22 protein-coding genes are annotated in these 19934 nt (G+C 60.5%); 14 read left to right on the top strand and 8 right to left on the bottom strand.

What is annotated here, in order from left to right; translation table 11 throughout:
* A partial coding sequence (locus tag QP934_RS08385; protein ID WP_156474291.1) for an IS3 family transposase occupies positions 1 to 93 on the top strand: 93 nt, incomplete at its 5' end.
* A 132-nt stretch (positions 94 to 225) separates the two neighbouring features.
* On the top strand, positions 226 to 1044 hold the full coding sequence (locus tag QP934_RS08380) for a hypothetical protein (protein WP_419127291.1): 819 nt from the start codon (positions 226 to 228) through the stop codon (positions 1042 to 1044).
* A gap of 22 nt (positions 1045 to 1066) precedes the next feature.
* Here the strand turns inward: QP934_RS08380 and QP934_RS08375 are convergent, their stop codons facing one another.
* Entirely contained in the window at positions 1067 to 1474 is a 408-nt protein-coding gene (locus QP934_RS08375) for a hypothetical protein (protein ID WP_225745815.1), read from the bottom strand.
* A gap of 152 nt (positions 1475 to 1626) precedes the next feature.
* On the opposite strand from QP934_RS08375, the gene QP934_RS08370 reads away from it, so the two are divergent.
* Genes QP934_RS08370 through QP934_RS08360 form a run of 3 tightly spaced genes read left to right on the top strand, consistent with a single transcriptional unit; the run spans position 1627 to position 2821 of the window.
* Entirely contained in the window at positions 1627 to 2037 is a 411-nt protein-coding gene (locus QP934_RS08370; protein WP_040424828.1) for an HAD-IA family hydrolase, read from the top strand.
* Complete coding sequence (locus QP934_RS08365; protein ID WP_005326570.1) at positions 2037 to 2552, top strand: DUF6912 family protein; 516 nt, start codon at positions 2037 to 2039, stop codon at positions 2550 to 2552. Before QP934_RS08370 ends, QP934_RS08365 begins: the two co-directional genes overlap by 1 nt.
* Positions 2553 to 2569: 17 nt before the next feature.
* The gene (locus QP934_RS08360) at positions 2570 to 2821 is read left to right on the top strand and encodes a hypothetical protein (RefSeq protein ID WP_419127290.1); all 252 of its coding nucleotides are present in this window, start codon (positions 2570 to 2572) and stop codon (positions 2819 to 2821) included.
* Here the strand turns inward: QP934_RS08360 and rsgA are convergent.
* Both rsgA and aroA read right to left on the bottom strand, forming a co-directional pair.
* The gene (gene rsgA, locus QP934_RS08355; protein ID WP_049378766.1) at positions 2818 to 3843 is read right to left on the bottom strand and encodes a ribosome small subunit-dependent GTPase A; all 1026 of its coding nucleotides are present in this window, start codon (positions 3841 to 3843) and stop codon (positions 2818 to 2820) included. The genes QP934_RS08360 and rsgA overlap by 4 nt on opposite strands.
* Positions 3836 to 5137, bottom strand: coding sequence for a 3-phosphoshikimate 1-carboxyvinyltransferase (gene aroA / locus QP934_RS08350; RefSeq protein ID WP_419127289.1), 1302 nt, complete (start codon positions 5135 to 5137; stop codon positions 3836 to 3838). The genes rsgA and aroA overlap by 8 nt, the downstream gene beginning before the upstream one ends.
* On the opposite strand from aroA, the gene QP934_RS08345 reads away from it, so the two are divergent.
* Complete coding sequence (locus tag QP934_RS08345; RefSeq protein ID WP_419127288.1) at positions 5136 to 5783, top strand: SOS response-associated peptidase; 648 nt, start codon at positions 5136 to 5138, stop codon at positions 5781 to 5783. The genes aroA and QP934_RS08345 overlap by 2 nt on opposite strands.
* On the opposite strand, the gene ybaK is transcribed toward QP934_RS08345, so the two are convergent.
* The gene (gene ybaK, locus QP934_RS08340) at positions 5769 to 6272 is read right to left on the bottom strand and encodes a Cys-tRNA(Pro) deacylase (protein ID WP_419127287.1); all 504 of its coding nucleotides are present in this window, start codon (positions 6270 to 6272) and stop codon (positions 5769 to 5771) included. The genes QP934_RS08345 and ybaK overlap by 15 nt on opposite strands.
* Before the next feature lie 37 nt (positions 6273 to 6309).
* On the opposite strand from ybaK, the gene QP934_RS08335 reads away from it, so the two are divergent.
* Positions 6310 to 6912 carry a sigma-70 family RNA polymerase sigma factor gene (locus tag QP934_RS08335; protein ID WP_005326558.1) on the top strand — a complete coding sequence of 201 codons (603 nt, stop codon included), beginning with the start codon at positions 6310 to 6312 and terminating at the stop codon, positions 6910 to 6912.
* Entirely contained in the window at positions 6912 to 7184 is a 273-nt protein-coding gene (locus tag QP934_RS08330) for an anti-sigma factor (RefSeq protein WP_198492673.1), read from the top strand. The genes QP934_RS08335 and QP934_RS08330 overlap by 1 nt, the downstream gene beginning before the upstream one ends.
* A gap of 266 nt (positions 7185 to 7450) precedes the next feature.
* Here QP934_RS08330 and QP934_RS08325 read toward each other — a convergent pair whose 3' ends face one another.
* Both QP934_RS08325 and QP934_RS08320 read right to left on the bottom strand, forming a co-directional pair.
* On the bottom strand, positions 7451 to 7525 hold the full coding sequence (locus tag QP934_RS08325) for a 50S ribosomal protein bL37 (RefSeq protein WP_100067784.1): 75 nt from the start codon (positions 7523 to 7525) through the stop codon (positions 7451 to 7453).
* An 83-nt stretch (positions 7526 to 7608) separates the two neighbouring features.
* A complete protein-coding gene (locus QP934_RS08320) occupies positions 7609 to 7869 on the bottom strand; it encodes a WhiB family transcriptional regulator (RefSeq protein WP_005322377.1) in 261 nt (86 codons plus the stop codon).
* Between the two features lie 497 nt (positions 7870 to 8366).
* On the opposite strand from QP934_RS08320, the gene QP934_RS08315 reads away from it, so the two are divergent.
* Complete coding sequence (locus tag QP934_RS08315) at positions 8367 to 8855, top strand: hypothetical protein (RefSeq protein WP_049378770.1); 489 nt, start codon at positions 8367 to 8369, stop codon at positions 8853 to 8855.
* A 74-nt stretch (positions 8856 to 8929) separates the two neighbouring features.
* Here the strand turns inward: QP934_RS08315 and QP934_RS08310 are convergent, their stop codons facing one another.
* Together QP934_RS08310 and QP934_RS08305 are read right to left on the bottom strand one after the other, a co-directional pair.
* Positions 8930 to 10168: a hypothetical protein gene (locus QP934_RS08310; protein WP_340419228.1), complete on the bottom strand. Its 1239-nt coding sequence runs from the start codon at positions 10166 to 10168 to the stop codon at positions 8930 to 8932.
* Positions 10165 to 11490 carry a DEAD/DEAH box helicase gene (locus tag QP934_RS08305; protein ID WP_198492676.1) on the bottom strand — a complete coding sequence of 442 codons (1326 nt, stop codon included), beginning with the start codon at positions 11488 to 11490 and terminating at the stop codon, positions 10165 to 10167. The genes QP934_RS08310 and QP934_RS08305 overlap by 4 nt, the downstream gene beginning before the upstream one ends.
* Positions 11491 to 11561: 71 nt before the next feature.
* On the opposite strand from QP934_RS08305, the gene QP934_RS08300 reads away from it, so the two are divergent.
* The 5 genes from QP934_RS08300 (at position 11562) to QP934_RS08280 (ending at position 19893) form a co-directional block, all read left to right on the top strand.
* Complete coding sequence (locus QP934_RS08300; RefSeq protein WP_005322370.1) at positions 11562 to 11786, top strand: DUF3107 domain-containing protein; 225 nt, start codon at positions 11562 to 11564, stop codon at positions 11784 to 11786.
* A gap of 61 nt (positions 11787 to 11847) precedes the next feature.
* Positions 11848 to 12786, top strand: coding sequence for a DUF3152 domain-containing protein (locus QP934_RS08295; protein WP_419127286.1), 939 nt, complete (start codon positions 11848 to 11850; stop codon positions 12784 to 12786).
* A gap of 9 nt (positions 12787 to 12795) precedes the next feature.
* Positions 12796 to 13581: a hypothetical protein gene (locus QP934_RS08290; RefSeq protein WP_287555721.1), complete on the top strand. Its 786-nt coding sequence runs from the start codon at positions 12796 to 12798 to the stop codon at positions 13579 to 13581.
* A 32-nt stretch (positions 13582 to 13613) separates the two neighbouring features.
* Complete coding sequence (locus QP934_RS08285) at positions 13614 to 16721, top strand: ATP-dependent helicase (protein WP_419127293.1); 3108 nt, start codon at positions 13614 to 13616, stop codon at positions 16719 to 16721.
* A complete protein-coding gene (locus QP934_RS08280; protein ID WP_419127285.1) occupies positions 16714 to 19893 on the top strand; it encodes an ATP-dependent helicase in 3180 nt (1059 codons plus the stop codon). The genes QP934_RS08285 and QP934_RS08280 overlap by 8 nt, the downstream gene beginning before the upstream one ends.
* Positions 19894 to 19934 lie beyond the last annotated feature (41 nt).

Here is a 19934-nt window from a genome sequence, read left to right as displayed (position 1 = left end):
CAGTGGTACAACACCGAACGCATCCAACAACGACTCAAGGGTCTGACCCCGATGCAATATCGAAATCAGACCCTTGAAGCCCTAACCGCCTAGAATTAAACCAGTCCAACTTTCAGGGGCCAGTTCAGATAGTGGGAGCGGGGCAGGTTTCTTTTCAGGGAAAAATGAGTAGAATATAAGAAATCTGTCCATTCTGCTTATTTCCTGTGAGGAGCTCCACTGACGATGCGCCGCCGCTCTTTGCGTCTCGGTATTACGACGCTCCTGTCTGCCACCTTGCTCGGTGGTGCCACGCCGGCCGTGGCCTATGAGATGCAGCGTGAGTCTGCCACCTCGTTGCGCATCATTTTGGATTCGGGCGAAAAAATTGAGCAGAATAACGCGGCCGCGGCCATCCTGGCCATTGCTACCCAGCGCAAGGAAGCATTGGTGGCCGATGGAATTTTGTCTCAGGATAAGGCGGACGCCGCCTTCGGGTACTACTTTGGCAAAGCCCGGCTCAATACGGCGCGCACCGATGGCAATATTTATTCCACGCCGCTGGACTTCCCGTGGGAGCCAGAGGAGCGGACGCAATCCCTAGACGGCAAGCAGTACACCGAAGCGGCCGTACTGGATTACCTCGACATGCTGGGCGCCAACTATGCCCATGCGGCAATTCGCGCCGAGCTGGGTGAATTCACCAAGGATGTGCCGCAGGCCCCCGCCGGCAACGCGGCGACCTCTCCGCGTACCCAGCTGCCGACCACCGGGGATACTGGCTCCGCCTTCCCAGATGAGTTTCCGGCCTATGCGGCGGCACTGCGCGATATTGTCACCATCACCAAGCAAGTCAATGCGCCCCTGGAGCAGGCCGCCGCGTCGCACCATGCTGTGGGAACCATGCGCACGGATGCGACGGCGAACGAGTCTTCCGGTCTATCCGCCTTTGAAGGCGGCCTTCTGGCCACCGGTTTAGCGGCGCTGGCCAGCGCCGCCGGATTCGGATGGTCCGCACTCAACTGGTCCGAGATTCTTTCTCACCTAGGCCAGTTCTTTTCCTAGGCGCCAAGCCCTGCCCGCAGGGCTAAAGCAAGCGGAATGACGTTAAACCGGTGGGGCTCGCCGAGCCAGTAAATGCATGCTGCTGTTGGCCTATGTAGGCGGAGCCAAAGTACTCGCCATTGGGCCGCGCGTGCAGGCTGGTCAATTGCAGTTTGTCCGTGGCGTAGGGGCTTGTGCGCCGGCGCACCCACGAGCCAATGTGCAAGCGGATGGCATCCGAATAGCGCGCGGAATTGAGATGGGCTAGCGGACGATAGCCGGCGGCTACCTCGAGCGCGAAGACTACCCAGCCTTGGATGCGGTGTTGGGCGGCGACTTCCGCGGACGTCGGCAAGCGGCCATAGCGCACGCGGTGGGGCGCAATGAAGAGTTTGAGGTGTGAGTAGCCAGGGATGGGCTCGTACATGGTGGGGAAGTAATGCTCCTGCATAAGGGCAGGAGGCGGACGCGTGATAATTGTCTCATGCCCGCCCCAACCCCGCCATTTCTGAGGGTTTCCTGAAAGGGGTGGGCGCGAATGCGCGCGCGGTTCGCTATACTCTCGGGGAGTTAAAGAGAATCGTAACCAAAGGATTTAAGTACATGCGTGGTCTAATTGTTGACTATGTCGGCGTCCTTGATGGCACCGAAGAAGACAACCGCCGCTGGAAGGCGCTGCTGGCCGCTGCCAAGGCAAATGGCGCAGCAACCGCCATCCTGTCCAATGACCCAGGCGGACCAGGCGCGGAGCACATCCGCGAGTGGGAGTACCGCGGCAACGTCGACGCAGTCGTTCTTTCCGGCGAGGTGGGGGCGGAAAAGCCTGAGGTCGCTGCCTTCCAAGCGGCCGCTGATGCCCTAGAGCTGCCGCTCAATGACTGCGTCATGATCGATGATTCCATCCTCAACGTGCGCGCCGCTGTGGAATCCGGCATGGTGGGCTTTTTGTACACCAGCTTTGATCGCGTCTCTGTAGAAATCCAGGCAGTCTTCGATATTGAAGGTGAATTTTAGTGGCTAAAGCCCGCGTTTATATCCCCGCGACCTACGCCATGCTGGCGGAGCTGGAAGAAACCGGCTCCCTGTCCGCACGCTCCGGCTGGGGCTTTATGGTGACCCCTGCGCTGCAGGAGTTCTATACCGAGGGCGATGAAGAAGAAATCGCCTACTCAGCATTCCTCGAGGCCTCTATGGCTTCTATGCGCCTTTTGGCCATTGGTGATGAAGAGAAGTTCCCGCACCGCCGCGTGGTCATCTCCGTAGACCTGGATGATTCTGTCCTCACCCCGCGCCCGGATATGGGCGAGCCGGTGGTAGAGCTCAAGCCCGCGCAGTTCAGCAAGGATGACCTAGCGGCCATCCATGTGGATATTGCAGAGTCCGAGGAAACCACAGCGAAGGCCATCGAGGCTATCGATACCGCAGACCTTGGCGATGAGGATGCGGAGCTGGCTGTAGGCGATGCACTGGATAAGTTCATGGCCTTTTATCACCCCACCGAGCTGCCGTTCCTCGTAGAACTGCTCTAAATACTCAAGGAGACAATATGACTCAGCGTTTCAAGAACATCGCTGCGGCCACCGTTACCGCCGGCGCAGCCCTCAGTGCCGCGCCGGCCGCCCTGGCAGCCGATACCATCCCAGCCGCAGATGCCGCTGCCGACGCCGTGCCCACCACTCCGTGGCTAGCACTGCTAGAGACCTCGTCCCAGGGCACCTGGGGCCAGATCCTCGATGTGGTCTTTGGCATCATTGATTTCCTGCTCGGCTTTATTGCCGATACCGGCTTCCACCTCTAATTTTCCCACTCCACGTTGGTGCGCAGGGCCTCGAGTAGGCCGCGCACAGCGTCGCGCCGCCGCGCACTGGCGGTATCAGGGGGGATAAGTGCAGGGTCATCGAGGCCGCATTCTGGATCCGCAGGCGGGCCCATATGCGTACAACCGCGGGGGCAGTCCTCGATGGCTGCGGCAAGGTCTTCAAAGACGCCAAGCACGTCATCGGCATCCACGTGTGCGAGGCCAAAGGAACGAATGCCTGGGGTATCGATAATCCAGCCGCCGGTGAATGCATCCTCGGCGGGGAGGGGGAGCGCCACCGATTGGGTGGAGGTGTGCCTGCCTTTGCCGACGCCCGATACTTCCCCTGTCTCCCTATCCGCATCCGGTACCAATCGGTTGACCAGGGTGGATTTACCCACGCCGGAATGTCCGATGAGCGCGGTAACGTGGCCGTCGATGTGGTGGCGCACCGCCTCAAGTCCGTCTTCGACGCCGGCTTCCACCACCGTGACATTAAGATCGGCGAACTCGGCCGCAAAGGGGGCAGGATCCGTGAGATCGGTTTTGGTCAGGCACAGGATGGGGTGGATATTGCCCACAAACGCAGCGATGAGCGCGCGCTCGACAAACCCAGAGCGCGGCGGCGGATCGGCCACGGCGGTGACGATGAGCATCTGGTCCGCATTCGCCACCACGATGCGCTCATAAGGGTCGGTGTCATCGGCCGTGCGCCGGAGGACAGAGGTGCGCTCTTCGAGTTTCACTATGCGCGCTAGGGTGTCCTTCTTGCCGGAGGTATCGCCCACCACGCCCACGCGGTCGCCCACCTCGATGGCGGTGCGGCCTAGCTCACGGGCGCGCATGGCGGTTACTCGCGGGCCGTCGTCTAGTGCTACGCCCCAGCGCCCACGGTCTTTGGTGATGACCATGCCGAACTTGGCATTTTTGTGCTTGGGGCGGTCTTTAGTGCGCGGCCGTGAGCCCTTGCCGGGGCGCACGCGCACATCGGATTCATCGAAAGAACCGAAACGCCTAGCCATTGCTCTCCTGTTGCTCGGGGTCCACCATCGTCTCCCACATGCGGTCGAAGCCAGGCAGGGTCTTCGCGGTGGTGGCAATGTCTTCTACCTCTACGCCCGGTACCCGCAGGCCGATAATCGCGCCCGCGGTGGCCATGCGGTGATCCGCGTAGCACGGCCACTCTCCGCCGTGGAGAGGGGCGGGGTCGATGTGCAGGCCGTCGGCAAGCTCGGTGACCTTGCCTCCGAGGGCGTTGATATTATCCGCCAGCGCCTTGAGGCGGTCGGTCTCGTGACCGCGCAGGTGGGCAATGCCGGTAAGGGTAGAGGGGGTTTCTGCCAGGGCACACAGCGCCGCGACGGTGGGGGTGAGCTCACCGATATCACCCATGTTGCGCTCGATGCCCTGCAGCGCGCCGTCTTTGGCGCCCTTGGCAGTGACAAAGCCCGGCTCTTGGGTGACCATGACACCCATATCCACCAAAATATGCCGAATAGCGTCGCCCGGCTGGGTGGTATTGGCAGGCCAGCGCTTAATGGTCACTCGGCCGCCGGTCACGGCAGCGGCGGCAAGGAAGGGCGTGGCATTGGATAGATCCGGCTCGATGGTCCATTCTCGGCCTGCGATGGGACCGGGGTGCACGGTCCACGTATTCTCGCCGGAGTCTACGCGCACGCCCGCTTGTCGCAGCATGCCCACGGTCATTTCTACGTGCGGCATGGAGGGCAGGGGAGCGCCTTTGTGGGTGACGGTAATGCCTTTTTTAAAGCGTGCACCGGCTAGCAGTAGTCCGGAGACGAACTGCGAGGAGCCAGAGGCGTCGATAGTGACCTCGCCGCCTTCCGGTGCTCCGTGCGAACGCACGGTAAACGGCAGACTTTCGCCGTCTACCTCGACGCCGAGCTGGCGCAGTGCATCCAGGGTGGTGGACATGGGGCGGGCGTAGGCCTGCTCGTCGCCGTCGACAAGCACGGTGCCGTCCGCCAGGGCCGCAACCGGCGGGATAAAGCGCATGACCGTGCCGGCCAGGCCGCAGTCCACCGTGGCACCCTTAAGCGGGCCTGGGGTGACGTGGATATCCTCGCCGTCGTGCTCGAAGTGCACGCCCATAGATTCCAGGGCCTTTTCCATCAGTTGCGAATCGCGCGAGACGAGCGGCGCGCGCAAGGTAGAAGGGCCATCGGCCAACGCCGCCAGAATGAAAGCGCGGTTGGTAATAGACTTCGAGCCCGGCACGTGCTGGGCCCACGTAATGGGGCCTGCCGCTTGCGGGGCGGACCATGGTTGAGACATATCGTCCATAATAGAGGGCATGTGCGGAAGATTCGTTCTTTTTACCGAGTCCCTTCTTGATGAGGTGGGAGCGCTGCCCGGAGTCACAGAGGTACATGCCCCACACGGCACCCCAGGCCCGCGCTACAATATTGCACCCACCCAGCCGGTGGCGATGGTGCGCGTGCGCGAAATCCTCGCCCAAGTCGACCCTGCGCGGTGGGCACTGCTGCCGCACTGGAAGAAGGACCTGGACGGCCCGCCGCTGTTTAACGCCCGGGCGGAGACCGTGGCCTCCAAGCCCTCCTTTCGGCATGCCTTTAAAGAGCAGCGCTGCCTTATCCCCATGAACGGCTACTACGAATGGCACCAGGAAGAAGGCGGCAAGCAGCCCTATTTCGTCCGCGCGGAAGAGGGCCTGTTGTGGGCGGCAGGCCTGTGGGACACCGGCCTAGACCGCCTGTCTGCAACGATTGTCACCACTGCAGCTACGGAAGAAATGGAGTGGCTGCACCACCGCCTGCCCCGCTTCTTGGCGGCCGAAGAAATGCGTACCTGGCTGGAGGGTAGCCCCGAAGAAGCCGCTGAGCTGCTCTTGCCGACGCCCCTGCGTGGCTTCCACACCCACCCCGCCGACAAGGCTGTGGGCAGCGTATCCAACGATTATCCGGAGCTACTCGGCGAGTAGATCGGCAAAGCTAGCAGAGCACAGCTCTGCGAGATCCTCCGCATTGAGCTCGATATCTAGCCCGCGGCGCCCGCCGGAAATAAAGACGGTATCGAAAAGCACGGCGGTTTCCTCAATGACCGTGGGCAGCGGGTTCTTCTGTCCCAGTGGGGAAATGCCGCCGGGAATATATCCGGATGACTTGGACGCGTCATGCGGATCCGCCATGGCGGCCTTAGAAACGCCGTGGGCGGCCGCGGCCTTCTTAAGGCTCAGGTGGTGGGTGGTAGGGATTACGCACACCGCCAACTTCCGCTTGGGCCCCTTGCCTGCCGTTAAATCGATGACCAAGGTTTTGAGCACGCGTTCCGGCTCTACCTCGAGGGCCGCTGCGGCGTGATCGCCGAAGTGATCCTTGCCCGCCTCAAAGGTGTACACATGGTGGTCTACGCCGGCGTCTTCCACGACTTTGAGCGCTGGGGTGGCTGCATGCGGGGACTTTTTGGACATGGCTGGGATTCTAGCGCTACGCGTTAGGATAGAAATTGTGGCTAAAGAAACAATCAGCGAAAAGGAGCTGCAGCGCCGCTTCGAAGCGGAAGCGCTGCCCCTGCTAGACCAGCTCTACGGCGGTGCCCTGCGCATGACGCGCAACCCGCAAGATGCTGAGGACCTCGTGCAGGAGACCTACCTCAAGGCCTATAAGTCCTTTCATTCCTTCAAGCAAGGTACAAACCTTAAGGCTTGGCTGTATCGCATCATGACCAATAACTACATCAACTCCTACCGCAAGGCGAAGCGCCGACCCACGGAGTCTTCGGCCGATGATCTGAGCGATTTTCAGCTCTATACCACTGCTGGGCACGATTCCACTGGCCTGGAATCCGCCGAGGTAGCTGCGCTTAAGGATATGCCAAATGCCACCATTTCAGAGGCCATGAATGACCTGCCCGATGACTACCGGATGGTAGTGTACTACGCGGATGTAGAGGGCCTGGCGTATAAAGAAATTGCGGAAATTATGGATACTCCACTGGGCACGGTGATGTCCCGGTTGCACCGGGGAAGAAAATTGCTCCGGAAAGCGTTGAAAGACGTGGCACGAGAACAAGGCATTGGATTAGAACACCCAGACATGGAGGAGAAGTAATGGACCGCGCAACGGAACACAACTGTGGTGCGTGTAGCTCCCCAGAGGTACAGGCCCTCCTGTGCGAGCTTCTCGATGAATCGACCACCTATGCCCGCGCACTCGCTATCCGCGAGCACATTGCCCAGTGCGATTTCTGTCAGCAGCGCCTCGAGAGCGAGGAGATTATCCGCTCCCTAGTGCGCAACTGTTGTAACGGCCAGGCTAAGGCGCCGCAGGCGCTGCGCCGCCGCATTTCGATAGAGATCACCCGCATCGACACGGCGTGGTAGGCACTGTTGCTCACCCGCTGTGGTGGGGTCTGGTCTCATGATCTTTCAACTTTTTGTTTGAGTCCATACTGATCGGGCCGAATTGAGGGCGGAAGGGCTGAATTGAGACCCCAATGTGTTCAATTCGGCCCGATCACATTGGACTTAAGGCACGGAGAGGTCAAGCGGGGAGTTAGGAGACGACATCGATTTGCGTCTGACATAGCAAAAGCCCGGTTCTACGGTCGAAGTGACCGAGGGAACCGGGCTTTGAGTAATGCTGTGCGTTATGCGCCAGGACGCTTGCCGTGATTAGCGGACTTCTTGCGGCGATCCTTGCGCTTGCGACCACGCTTGCTCATTGCGCACTCCTTCGTTGAGGGTATCTGAACTTTATTCAACTGTAGCGGCTAAGGGCGCCGAAACGAAAATTGGGGGCCGTTTATTAAGCGGAAACGCGAGCGCGGCCACGGCCGCGGTTGCGGCGACGCTTGAGGGCGCGACGCTCCTCTTCAGACAGGCCGCCCCAGACACCGGCGTCCAGGCCGGATTCCAGCGCCCACTTCAGGCAGGAAGAGGCAACAGGGCAGCGGTTGCAGACCAGCTTGGCCTTAGCGATTTGGGTAAGTGCAGGACCAGAATTGCCTACTGGGAAGAACAGCTCGGGGTCTTCGTCGCGGCAAACAGCTTCGTGGCGCCAATCCATGATTGATATCTCCTAACAAAAATTCGACAGCAGTAAGCACAAGCGCTTTTCATGAAAATGAAAAGCAACCAATGCCAGGGTGGGTGGTTGTGTGAACTGGTCTGCGTGCAGTGGGGCCCGGTCTCGAGGTCGGGCCAGCGTCGCCGCCGCCAATGGTTCACATTGTGGTTACTTGAAGTTTCCTTCAAGTTAAGAAGAGGTTTACATCCTCTTTCTTTTTGCTACCCCAGAATCATGACATGTTTACTCAGACTCCGCTAGGGGTAGAGGCAAAATTGTGGTCAACCTCACGTGAATGAAACTAGTGTGGGGGTCATTTGAGTCCACGATTGAGTTGAAAGAACCCTGTGAGAAACTCGCTGAACTGGCGTATTGTCCAAAAATCCTTGAGTGTGGTGACTGAAGAAGCGTCAAATCTGCCCGGCTAACTCCTGCCCCCGCGAAACCTGAGTGGCGCACAAGGAAATGGCGTTGACCGGTGAGTAGACTGTGGCTTTGTGTCTAAGCAGAAGAAAAAGCAGGTAAACAAAAAGCAAAGTGTGGCCTCGGCGCAGCCGGCGCGTGAGGCGAAGACCCAGCAGGGCGCGCCACAGCCGGTCCTTGTGGCCGCAGCGCTCGCCGTGGTTCAGTCCATCGCCGTCATCTGCTTCGGTATCTTCCTGATTGTGCGCGAGGTGACCGGCGCAGAAAATGGTTCCATGGTGTCGGACTCGGGCTCCGGAAGCTTTGTGGGGCTAGGCACCGCACTATTTATCTTTATTGTCTTTGGTTTTGTCATCGTCGGCGCTTGGGCCATGGTCAAAGGAAAGCGCTGGGGTAGGGGAGCCATTATCTTGGTCGAGCTCATCTTGGCAGCGAGCTCCTTCCAGATGTTTAGCGGTGGATCGCCGTTACTTGGTGCGGTCACTTTGGTAAGCGCCGCAGTAGTCATCTTCCTGCTGATGTTCGTCCGCGCTTCCACGGAGTGGGCGGCAGCAAACTTCTAAATTCGCTGCCACGCGCACAAGGGCCGCGCCTCGGGAAAACCGGAAGGCGCGGCCCTTTATGTGTTGCAGGGATATTAATCGGCGCTTAGGCCCACGACCTGATCGCCGCGGGTTTCCACGATGGTGTCGCCCGCCAAGGTGAGGTAGACGGGGCCGTGGTAGCTGCCGCGATCAACCGGGATGGTTCGCAAGGTTTTGCCGGTGGACCAATCCATGACAGCAATGCCTGCTTCGGTAGGTACCAACATGTGCTCGGCGACGGCGATGGGGGTGCCGATGGCATCGTCCACCACGTGATCCACTGCGAGGTCGCTTGGTTTAAAAAGGTAGAGGCGGGAGCCATCAAACCACGTCATATGGTGCGGCAGGTCCGCGGTTGCCGGGGTGAACGGGGAGGCGCCCGCGTCTATGTCTGGAGAGCGTTGTGCCGAAGTAGAGTCCAGCTTTTCTCCCTTATTGTCATAGGACTCGATTGTGGGGTGCGGGCCTGGGCGGTAGATAGCGGCGGCCTTTTGCCCCACGGCGATAAGGCGGGCGCCGTCGGTGGCTATGTCCACATCGGCAGCGATATCGGGCTCACGGGAATCATCAGGGGTGGTGTCTTGGAAGCGCAGCCAGGTGGTACCCGGCTTATCGGGGCAGGACTCGGTCAGTGCCAAATTCTCGGTACGGGTGAGGGCGGAGCTAATGGTGCAGTCCTCATGCGGTTGCTTGTCCGGCTCCTGTTTTGCCTCCACGTCACCGTATTCCACCGTGCGCACCAAATCGGAGCGCCACAGATCAATGCGGTCGGTAGAGACCGTTCCTACCCGGTCATTAGAGGAAACGGGTACTACCGCTTCCGAGTTGACGGCGCTGCGGGTGCTGTCATACTCGCCAGTTGCGGCCTTAATCGCCACGGTATCCCCGCAGCCCACGCCGGTTTTATAGGACGCCACGATTTTGCCCCACGCAGTAGACAGCGAGCACAGATCCGCGTCCGTGCGCTCATAAGTCCAAGCCTCGGAGCCGTCCGGGTTGGTGGCGGTGAGCGTGTGATCGTCGTGCGTGATGGTCAGGCCGTGTGCCGAAACCGCCCGGTATTGGCCGGGTACTGGTTCGTTGGGGAGGCTGAAGGACTCGTGGAGGGCCTCGGGGACGTCGGCAAGCGCGGGTGCATCCTTATCCCCAGGAACGTCCGCTTGGCTGAGATGCGCTTGATTAATATTGGCGGTAATAGCCGCCCCGCCGACCGCGATGGCGCAGACCACGGCAATAATGCCGGTAGCCTTCCAATCGGCGGGGGTCGAGCGCAAAATGGGAGCTTTAGTCATCGGCGGCCTCCTCGCCTGCGCCGGGAGCTGCCGCGGCGCGCGGTGGTACGGGTGGGGGATTTCTCGCGGACAGGCACCTGGCCCACGACCTTGGTCTCAGGGCCGACAGTTTCCTCTACATCCGCGGGGATGTCTAGAGCCTGGGCCAGCTCCGGGGACGTGGAGAACCACTGCGGCGGATTCGGCTCACCCAAATCCAGCTCATCATTAATCACCTGCCATTTGCCCAGCTCATCATAGCCCACCATGGTGATAGCGGTGCCCGTATGGCCGGCGCGCCCCGTGCGGCCAATGCGATGGACAAAGGTCATCGGATCATCTGGAACCTGATAGTTGATGACGTGGGTGACATCATCAACGTCGATGCCGCGGGCGGCAATATCGGTGGCGACCAAGATATCCACCTGGCCGGTGCGGAAGGCTTGGAGCGACTTCTCGCGCGACTTTTGCCCCAGATCGCCGTGGACCGCGCCCACGTGGAAGCCGCGCCGGGCAAGATCATCGGCCAACTGGGCGGCCGCGCGCTTGGTGCGAGCGAAGATGATGGTGCGCCCGCGGCCGGAGGCCTGCAGGGCGTGAGCGACGACGGCAACCTTATCCATGCGGTGGGCCTGGAAGGTGACCTTGCGAGTGGAGGAATGGGTGAAATCCTGCTCGCCGGATTCGGCGCGGATATGGATGGGTTTTTCCATAAACCGGCGGGCGAGCGTCAAAATTGCGCCCGGCATCGTGGCGGAAAAGAGCATGGTTTGGTGGGCATTGCCATCGAGTGCCTTGAGGATCGCCTCCACCGATGGCAAAAAGCCCAGATCCAGCATCTCGTCGGCCTCATCGAGCACCAAGATAGCAACGCGATCTAGCTGCAGTTCGCCGCGTTCGTGGAGATCGATCAATCGGCCAGGCGTGCCAATGATGACATCTACGCCCTTGTTGAGCTTTTTGATCTGTTCCTCGTAGGGACGGCCGCCGTAAATGGAGGCTAAGCGCACGGGCAGGTGGGCGGCAGCCACCTGCAAGTCCTCGGTGACCTGCTGGGCAAGCTCGCGGGTGGGGACCACCACGAGGGCGCGCGGGGTCCCATCGAGCTCGTCGATATCGGCGTCATCAAAGACGCGGTCCAAAAGCGGCACGCCAAAGCCATAGGTCTTGCCCATGCCAGTGCGCGCTTGGCCAATCAAGTCCTGGCCAGATAGCGCGATGGGCAGGGTTAATTCCTGGATTGCAAAAGTACGCGTGATGCCACGAGTGGCGAGACCATCGCAGATTTCGGCCGCAACGCCGAGTTCCGCGAAGCTCGGTGGCTGGGATTTTATGTCAGACACACCTTGATAGTAGCCGGGATGGTTATAGTGGGGCCATTGACAATAAAACTCTAGTTAGAGGAGGAATCTTCATGGATATCAAGTTTGGCTTCGCGGATACCGCTCGCGAGCTGGTCATTAGCGCTGCAGGTGACCAAGCCGAGCTGACGCAGAAGATCAACAGTGCCCTGGCAGATAACTCCACCCTGGAATTGGAAGATGACAAGGGCCGCAAGTACCTCGTGCGCACTGACCGCGTGGTCTACGTCGAGGTCGGCATTGCAAAGAAGCACGCCGTGGGATTCGCCGGCGCCTAAGGCGAGCGCATAGGGCTGCTGATTCAGCTTTTTTAAATGCAAACGGGTAACCTAAGGCCCCATGGAAAAAAGGGAGACTCACCACGCTCACCGGAGCCAGGGCCATGCGCCGGACCACCCCAATGCGGTGGTCCGGTTTGCGCGTCAATATGGCTGGTGGCGCGTGGTGGCTATCCCCCTCATGATCGCGCTGACCATTTGGTTCATCGTCGATATCGCCACCGCCTCTTCCTCTGAAGAAAAGGCGGAAGGCACTAGCGAAGCTGCCCCAACGAGTACGGAGAAGATGGGCCCTGATCCTGCCGATGCTGCAGCGGTCAAGCGGGAAATCAGCGAGATGCCACCCGGTGGCTCCTATACCAAGCAGGGCAAGGGCACCTTCCACGAGGTAGGCGAGCCTGGCGCCGTTACCGGTAAGGGCGGCGAGCAAAAGGTGCGCTATTCCATCGAGGTAGAAGATGGCCTTAATACCGCACCGTATGGAGGCGATGAGTCTTTTGCCGCCATGGTGGAGGCCACCTTGTCTGACCCGCGCGGCTGGACCGCGCATAAGGACTTTGAGTTCGAGCACGTGGCCGCTGATGCGGAACCGGATACCCGCATCCAGCTGACTTCGCTCGGCACCGCCGCAGAGCGCTGTGGCGAGAAGATTGAAACGGAAACCTCCTGCCACACCACCATTACGGGCGAGTCCACCACCATTATCAACGAGGCCCGCTGGGTGCGCGGCGCCACGCCTTTTGAAGGCGATTTGGGCAATTATCGCCAGTACGTCATCAACCATGAGTTGGGTCATGCCATTGGCTATGCGGCCCACCAGCCGTGTGGCGGCCAGGGCAAGCTAGCGCCGATCATGATGCAGCAGACCTTGGACCTTAACAACAAAGAATTGCACGACCGCAAGCCCAGCGAGGTCTATCCTGATGAGGATGTGACCTGCTCACCAAACCCGTGGCCTTATCCGAATCCGGATAATAAGGATCCCCACCAACCCGAATAGGAGTTAAGGATGCCGCTTCCCCCAGAGCATGTTTTAAGCGCCTTCCACGCGGAAACCGGTGCCACTGGTACTCGCCGCGTGCAGGGCGATCAATTGGGCCCGGTGTGGGATAACGGCATCAAGGTGGGCGACGTGGTTTATTCCCAGGCCGGTCCGTTTGCCGCCTGGTCCGCTAAGGTGCGCGAGCGCCTCAGCGTGCAGGGGGCCCGCGTTTCCCGGCCGGTGCTGTCTAGCGATGGTCGGCACACGGCCGCAGGGTGGAAGGCTACCCAGTTTATTCCGGGCCAAGTACGCGGGCGAATTGATGAAACCGCACAGATGGCGTTGCGCCTCGACGCGGCTATAGCTGAGGTACCCCTTCCCAACGGGCAGCGTAGCGATGCCTTCGCTCGCGCAGAGCGCGCCGCCTGGGAGGAAACGGGCGAGGCTTATCGCCCAGCCCTGCTTGCCGACGTCCCCCTTATCCCCGCCCACACCGCTCTTCTCACCACTACGGTTTACCACGGCTCCAACCCGCCGGGCATTGTGGACATTGTGCCGAGCGAATCCCCGCGCCCGGCCGGCTGGACGGCCGCTTTGGTTATTGTGGATGGGCTCATTGGCCAAGCAGTCGATGATGGGATCTGTCAGCGCTTTAGTCATGTACCCGGTATGCCGGAATTGCTGTTGCGCGCTGTGTCGTATCGCCGTCATATCAATGACCTGCACTCCGCGTCGCGTTCAAACACGCGTTCGCACATTGAGCGGGTGGAGCAGCATCTGGTGTCGCGGGCATCTGCCATACTGGAGCGGTGAGTTACGACCCCCATTCCACCGCGCGTGCGGGAGTGGTCCTTCCACCGTCCCCGCAGGTGCGCCTCGTTCCCCGTACCCAGTCCGCCACGACCCGCAGTTGGCCTGTTGACCTGCCCGAATCCGGTACCTGGAAGGTAACCGGTGCCGCCGGCACCGGTGTGTCCAGCTTCCTTATCGATACCGTCATTCATGCCTTGGATAAAGCCCGGCAGACCGGCGCGGATCCCTCCGGCATCCTGGTTATCGCTCCCTCGAAGGAATCCGGCGCCCGGCTGCGCCGCGAGCTCTCTGAGCGGCTCGAGGATTACGCCGCACAGACCTCCATGGTGCGTTCCGTACACTCCCTAGCATTCGCGTTGCTGCGCACAGCAGCCGAGGAGGAGCTCCGACTTATTACCGGTGCGGAGCAGGACGCCGTCATCCGCGAGCTGCTCACTGGCCAAGCAGAAGACGGGCATGGCTCGTGGCCCGCGGAGATGCGGCCCGCGCTGGAATATGTGGGCTTCGCCCGGCAGCTGCGCGATTTCCTTCTGCGCTCCATTGAACGCGGCTTGGGCCCGGGCGACCTAGAGCGCCTCGGTGCCGAGCACGGCCGCCCCATGTGGTCCGCGGCGGGTGAATTCCTGCGCGAGTACGAACGCGTGCAGCTCCTTTCCCGCGCCCATTCCTATTCCGCTGCGGAATTGGTTACCGCGGTTCTTCAGCGCCCCCAGCTACTGCGCGAGCACCCCTTCCACACCATCATTGTCGATGATGCGCAATTGCTTGACCCCACTGCGGGCAAGCTCATTCGCGAAATGGCCCCGCAGGCGGATCTCGTGGTGGTAGGCGGTGATGCCGATCAATCCGTCTTTGCCTTCCGTGGTGCTAGCTCGCGTTTCCTGCGGGACTTCCCAGCTGAACACGACATCGAGCTCACCGAGCCTCACCGCACACCCTCACCGGCGTGCATCTCCATTGTGGATTCGGACGGCAGGTTGCGTGACGTCGTAGCCAATACCGTGCGGCGCCGTCACTTAGAAGACGGCGTCCCCTGGCGCGATATCGCCGTCATCGTTCGTTCAACCGGTGATATTGGGCAGATGCGCCGCACTCTTTTGGCCGCCGGCGTGCCCGTGCACATTAGCCCTACCGACGTCGTCTTAGCCGAACAGCGTTTGGTTTCCGCCGTGCTGCTCGCCCTGCGTGCCTTGGAGGAAGACCTAGCAAACTCGGAGTTGGAAGAATTACTCACCGGCCCCGTGGGTGGCGCCGATCCCGTCACCCTGCGCCGCCTTATCCGTGGTCTGCGCCGCTGGGATTCCACCACCCGGGGCATCGATAGTCTACGTGGTCTTCTCTATGGCGAGCTTCCAGATTTTAATGGGCAACTTACTGAGCGCGAATACTCCATTCTGGAGCGTGTACGCGCGGTTCTAAGCGCCGGCCGGGACGCACTCGCCTCCGGGGCCTCGGTGGAGGAGGTCCTCTGGGCTGTGTGGAGCGCAACCGAGCTCGATAACCGCCTGCAGGCTTCGGCGCTGCGCGGTGGTGCGACCGGCTCGCAGGCCGACCGCGACTTGGATGCAATGATGGCGCTTTTTGACGCCGCAGGCGACTACGTCGAGCGCCGCCCTGATTCCTCGCTGCGCGCCTTCCTGACGCATATCACCGAACAGGAACTTCCCACCGGTGTGCGTGACCGCCGCACCGCTATTCCGCAGGCAGTAGAGATCCTGACTGCACACGGCGCCGTGGGCCGCGAATGGGATACCGTCATTGTGGCCGGCGCACAGGAAGGAAGCTGGCCTTCGCTAGGGGAGACCGGCTCCATCTTTGGTCAAGAAGATCTCATCGATCTCCTCGACCACGATATTGATCCCGATACCCCCGTCAGCCACGTTGCCTCCCGTTTGGCAGAGGAGCGTCGACTCTTCCATGTCGCTACCACGCGCCACCGACAGCGCCTGCTCATTGCTGCTGTGGAAAACCCGGAAGGTGATACGGTCTCTGAACCTTCGCGTTTCATTAGCGAATTCGCTGGCCGTGGTGTGGACGTGCCTGGCCAGGCTGCGCGTCGGCAAGCAAAGCGGGCGCTGCGCCGCACCCAACTCCCGCGCGAACTGGGCCTCGATGTGCCCGAACCCGCACCCGTGTCATTGCGCGACGGGCTCGAGGTGGATCCCCTCGATGTGGCGGTGCTGTCCGTGCCGGCCTTTGTCGCACAATTGCGCCGCGTAGTTACCAATCCGGAATCCGGTGAGGTTGAGCGCAAACAAGCAGCGCGCCAGCTCGCTCGGCTAGCGGCAGCCGGTATCCCTGGCGCCCACCCGGAGCAGTGGTGGTCTGCACGCTCCGTTGCAGCTGAAATGCCGCTGCATACCAGCGGCAGTTTGTCACCCTCCCGGGTGGAAGCATTACTCAACTGCCCGCTCAAGGCCGTGCTAGGAAATGTGGCCGAGGACCCAAGTACCGAGGAGCACCTGCTCCGCGGTACTTTGGCGCACGCCTTCTTTGAAGCCATTGGCCGCGGAATGGATGCGGAAAAGGCCAAGCTATTGGTGATGGAGGCTTTCGAGCGCATTCAGGACGTACCGCAGTGGCAATTGCGTTTCAAGCTCGATGAGTTTTCCACCCTGTTGGACCGCGCCCGGGAATGGGCGCGCCAATCCGAGGTCAATCAAGAGCTTGCCGGTGTGGAAATCCCCGTAGGTGTACGCGTCAGCGAGGAGGTGCGCATCGGCGGCTATATGGACCGTCTGCTTCGCGATGGAGAGGGAAATTACTTGGTGGTGGACCTCAAGACGGGTCGAAACACGCCGGCTAAGAAAGAGGGCGAGGACCATGTGCAGCTGATGACCTATCAGCTCGCGCTTGCCCATGGCGCATTTGACGGCCACCAGGTTCACGACGGCGAAGGTATGCCGCGCCAGGGCGGTGTGCTGGTGTATCCGGGTGCGACCACCAAAAAGATTGGTGAGATTTGGCAAAGCGATAAATCGCCGGAGGCCCTGGAAGAGTTCGCCGCACTTCTGCCCCCGCTGGTGGAGGAGATGCGCGGCCCGCGCATCACTGCGCGCACCAATAAAGACTGCGATAAGTGCCCAATTCGCTCCATCTGCCCCGTGCAGGAAGAAGGAAGGATGACTACCGATGCCTAAGAGCAATTTTTCCCCACAGCAGATCGCTGGAGCCTTGGGCAAGGACTTTCCGCCTACCGAGGAACAAGCCCATGTCATCGAAGGCCCTTTTAGCCCCAAACTCGTGGTTGCCGGCGCTGGTGCCGGAAAGACAGAAACCATGGCCTCGCGCGTGGTGTATCTGGTGGCCAATGGCTATGTGCGCCCGGAGCAGGTTCTCGGCCTGACCTTCACCCGTAAGGCCGCGCAACAGCTGGAGCAGCGCATCCGGCGGCAGATGATTAAATTGCGCGATTCCGGCCTCATCCCGCCAGGCGGCGAGGTGGCAGAAGCGCTAGAAAACATCGCGCCTAAGGTAGCCACCTATGACTCCTACGCGGGAGAACTCGTCCGTGAATACGGGCTCTTGGTTCCGGTAGAGCCCACCGCACGCATCATTACGGAGGCCGAGCGCTATTCCTTGGCCTACGATGTGGTGCGCAATTACACCGGCCAGCTGGAGGATGATCGCGCCCTAGCCACGATTACCGAGACCCTGCTGAAATTCAGCCAAGACATCGATAATGGGCTCAAGGACACGAGTCACATCGCCGAGCATGCTCGCGATTTTCGGGCGGACATCGATAACCTCGATAAATCCCAAAAGAATGGCCCCGAATACTCAAAGACGTTGCTGGACTATATTCACACACAGGAGCGCCGCGTGCAGTACGTGCCGCTGCTGGAGGCCCTGAAAAAGGAACAATCCGAGCGACAAGTCATCACCTTTGGCGAGCAGATGGCCGTCGCTGCCCGCGTAGCGCGCGACCATCCTGTGGTGGGCAAGCAACAATCCCAGCGCTATAAGGTCGTCATGCTAGACGAGTACCAAGACACCTCCTATGCCCAGCGCGTGCTTCTACGAAGCCTGTTCGGAGGGGAGCAAAAGGATCTTTCTGTGACGGCCGTGGGTGATCCAATGCAGGCCATCTACGGGTGGCGTGGTGCGACCTCTGAAAACCTCACTGCCTTCGTGGAGGACTTCCCGGTTGCGCCGGGCACACCCGCTCCGAAGGACCAGTTGACCACCTCTTGGCGCAACCCCTCTGGTGCGCTGGACTTGGCTAACTCAGTGGCGGAGGGCGTATTCGAAGGCGTTGAACGTCCCGTGGACGAGCTTTCTGCCGCCCCGCATAAGGGCGAAGGCGACATCCAGTTGGCGTACTTCGACAGCGAGGTTCGCGAGCGTGAATTCGTTGCCGAGTACCTGAAAGAGCAGTGGGAAAAGCGCGAGGGAGATACTTTCAGCGCGGCGGTTTTGGTGCGTAAAAATAGGCACTCCGCCCCCATCGCTGCGGCGCTAGACAAAGTGGGCGTACCCAATGAAATCATTGGTCTCGGTGGCCTGTTGTGGCAGCCAGAAATCCAGGACCTCGTAGCTATTGCCACCATGCTCGTGCGCCCAGAAGACTTGCCTGCGGCAGTGCGGGTGTTGGCAGGGCCCATCTGTGGCCTGGGAATTAGTGATATTCAAGCGCTTGCTTCCCGCCAACGAAACCTGGCCGGCGCGAGGGAGGAGCGCTTGCGCTGGGAGCCGGGGATGGACCCGGAAGACTACCTGCGTGCGCAGCTGGAAGATGTCACCGCTGAGGAGCCGGATCAGCGCGTCGGCCTTTCCGACGCCCTGGCCGATCTAGGTGAGAGAGACCGCTATACCCCGCAAGGCCTGGCCCGTATGGAAGAGGTTTCTGCCAAACTGCGACACCTGCGCACCTATTCTCTTTCCAAACCGCTGGTGGATATCTTCGCCGATATTGAAGCATTGTTTAATATCCGCACCGAAGTCCTTGCGCGTGGAAGCGCAGGGGGCGCGACACATCTGGATAAATTTGCCGATATCGTCGCGGGCTTCCACGGTGATTCTTTGTATGCGCTCTTGGATTACTTTGCGTTAGCGCTCGAAAAGGAAGATGGCCTAGACCTTGGCGAGGTTCCTGCGGCCACTGACCGCGTGCAGATTATGACCGCGCACAAGGCCAAGGGCTTGGAATGGGAACACGTCTGCGTGGTGCATGCGGATTCGTCTAGCTATAGCGCACAAGCAGAGACCTTCCTGTCCAGGATCGATAAGGTCCCGGGAGACGATGACTATATTGAGGTCCCGGAGGATGCCCAAAAGCGCTCGCATTTCCAAAACGCGTGCGAGGAGTTTAAGAAAGCAGATAGCGCCATCAAGGCGGAGGAATCGGCGCGCCTTTTTTATGTGGCGCTGACGCGTACCGAATCTACCCTGACCGTTACCGGCTCGGGCACCAATAACGCCAATGGAAAGAAGAAGAAAGTTCCTTATGAATACCTAGAGCGTCTGAAAGAGCAATTCCCGCAGTACGTGGTGGAGTGGTCCGTCCCCGACGAGCCTTCCGAGGATGATTTTGGGGAGAGCGCACAATTCCCAGCGCTTGAGGCTAGCCCAGAGGCAGTTGCCGGTGCGGACCTAGTCCTTGCAGCAATGGAGGAACTCCCAGATTTGAGCCGGGGTGAAACCTTTGAGTTATGGGAGCAGGAAGCTGGCGCTCTCATTGAGGAGTATAAGGCCCTGCAACAGCCGGTGGTAGACGTTGAGCTACCCAGCGAGCTAACCGCCTCTGACATGGTTGCGCTGCGGGCAGACCCGCTTCAGTTTGCCCGCAGGCAGCGCCGCCCCGTGCCGTTTAAGCCGAATTCCTATGCCAAGCGCGGTACCGCCTTCCACGCGTGGTTGGAGGACCGCTTCGGCAGTCCGGCGCTATTGGGTGAGGAAGAACTTCCGGGAATCGATGAACCGGAGGACTTTGATTTGGAAGAGCTCAAGCAGGCCTTCCTGAACTCCGAGTGGGCCGAGCGCCAGCCGGAGCACGTGGAGGCGCCCTTTGAAATCACTATTGGTGAGTCCGTGGTGCGCGGGCGCATGGATGCGGTATTCCGCATGGAGGATGGCACCTGGATGGTGGTGGACTGGAAGACCGGCCGCCCACCCCAGGGAGAAGCTATGGATGCTGCCAAGATACAGCTAGCGGTCTACGCAGAGGCCTGGCGCCGCATCCACGGCGGGGAAAAGATTCGTGCCGCATTTTATTATGTGCACGATGGCTATACCTTCGAGCCTTCCCGCCTGCCGCGTGGGGAAGAGCTGAAGAAACTCCTTGAATCGTCAGTTGAGCACCACAAGGGCTAAGGTATGTGGGCGGTTGCGTAAGCGCGCAATCTCTTGAGCAA

The organism is Corynebacterium sp. MSK122 (assembly GCF_030229435.2).
Lineage (GTDB): Bacteria > Actinomycetota > Actinomycetes > Mycobacteriales > Mycobacteriaceae > Corynebacterium > Corynebacterium marquesiae.
Note: the sequence above shows the minus strand (reverse complement) of the source record. Positions and strands in the feature narration are given on the sequence as shown.

Bases quoted from the DNA above. Each gene is read 5' to 3' on its own strand.
- QP934_RS08380 (WP_419127291.1), top strand. From the start codon at position 226: ATGCGCCGCCGCTCTTTGCGTCTCGGTATTACGACGCTCCTGTCTGCC.
- QP934_RS08375 (WP_225745815.1), bottom strand. From the start codon at position 1,474: ATGCAGGAGCATTACTTCCCCACCATGTACGAGCCCATCCCTGGCTAC.
- QP934_RS08370 (WP_040424828.1), top strand. From the start codon at position 1,627: ATGCGTGGTCTAATTGTTGACTATGTCGGCGTCCTTGATGGCACCGAA.
- QP934_RS08360 (WP_419127290.1), top strand. From the start codon at position 2,570: ATGACTCAGCGTTTCAAGAACATCGCTGCGGCCACCGTTACCGCCGGC.
- rsgA (WP_049378766.1), bottom strand. From the start codon at position 3,843: ATGGCTAGGCGTTTCGGTTCTTTCGATGAATCCGATGTGCGCGTGCGC.
- QP934_RS08345 (WP_419127288.1), top strand. From the start codon at position 5,136: ATGTGCGGAAGATTCGTTCTTTTTACCGAGTCCCTTCTTGATGAGGTG.
- aroA (WP_419127289.1), bottom strand. From the start codon at position 5,137: ATGCCCTCTATTATGGACGATATGTCTCAACCATGGTCCGCCCCGCAA.
- ybaK (WP_419127287.1), bottom strand. From the start codon at position 6,272: ATGTCCAAAAAGTCCCCGCATGCAGCCACCCCAGCGCTCAAAGTCGTG.
- QP934_RS08330 (WP_198492673.1), top strand. From the start codon at position 6,912: ATGGACCGCGCAACGGAACACAACTGTGGTGCGTGTAGCTCCCCAGAG.
- QP934_RS08320 (WP_005322377.1), bottom strand. From the start codon at position 7,869: ATGGATTGGCGCCACGAAGCTGTTTGCCGCGACGAAGACCCCGAGCTG.
- QP934_RS08310 (WP_340419228.1), bottom strand. From the start codon at position 10,168: ATGACTAAAGCTCCCATTTTGCGCTCGACCCCCGCCGATTGGAAGGCT.
- QP934_RS08300 (WP_005322370.1), top strand. From the start codon at position 11,562: ATGGATATCAAGTTTGGCTTCGCGGATACCGCTCGCGAGCTGGTCATT.
- QP934_RS08295 (WP_419127286.1), top strand. From the start codon at position 11,848: ATGGAAAAAAGGGAGACTCACCACGCTCACCGGAGCCAGGGCCATGCG.
- QP934_RS08290 (WP_287555721.1), top strand. From the start codon at position 12,796: ATGCCGCTTCCCCCAGAGCATGTTTTAAGCGCCTTCCACGCGGAAACC.
- QP934_RS08280 (WP_419127285.1), top strand. From the start codon at position 16,714: ATGCCTAAGAGCAATTTTTCCCCACAGCAGATCGCTGGAGCCTTGGGC.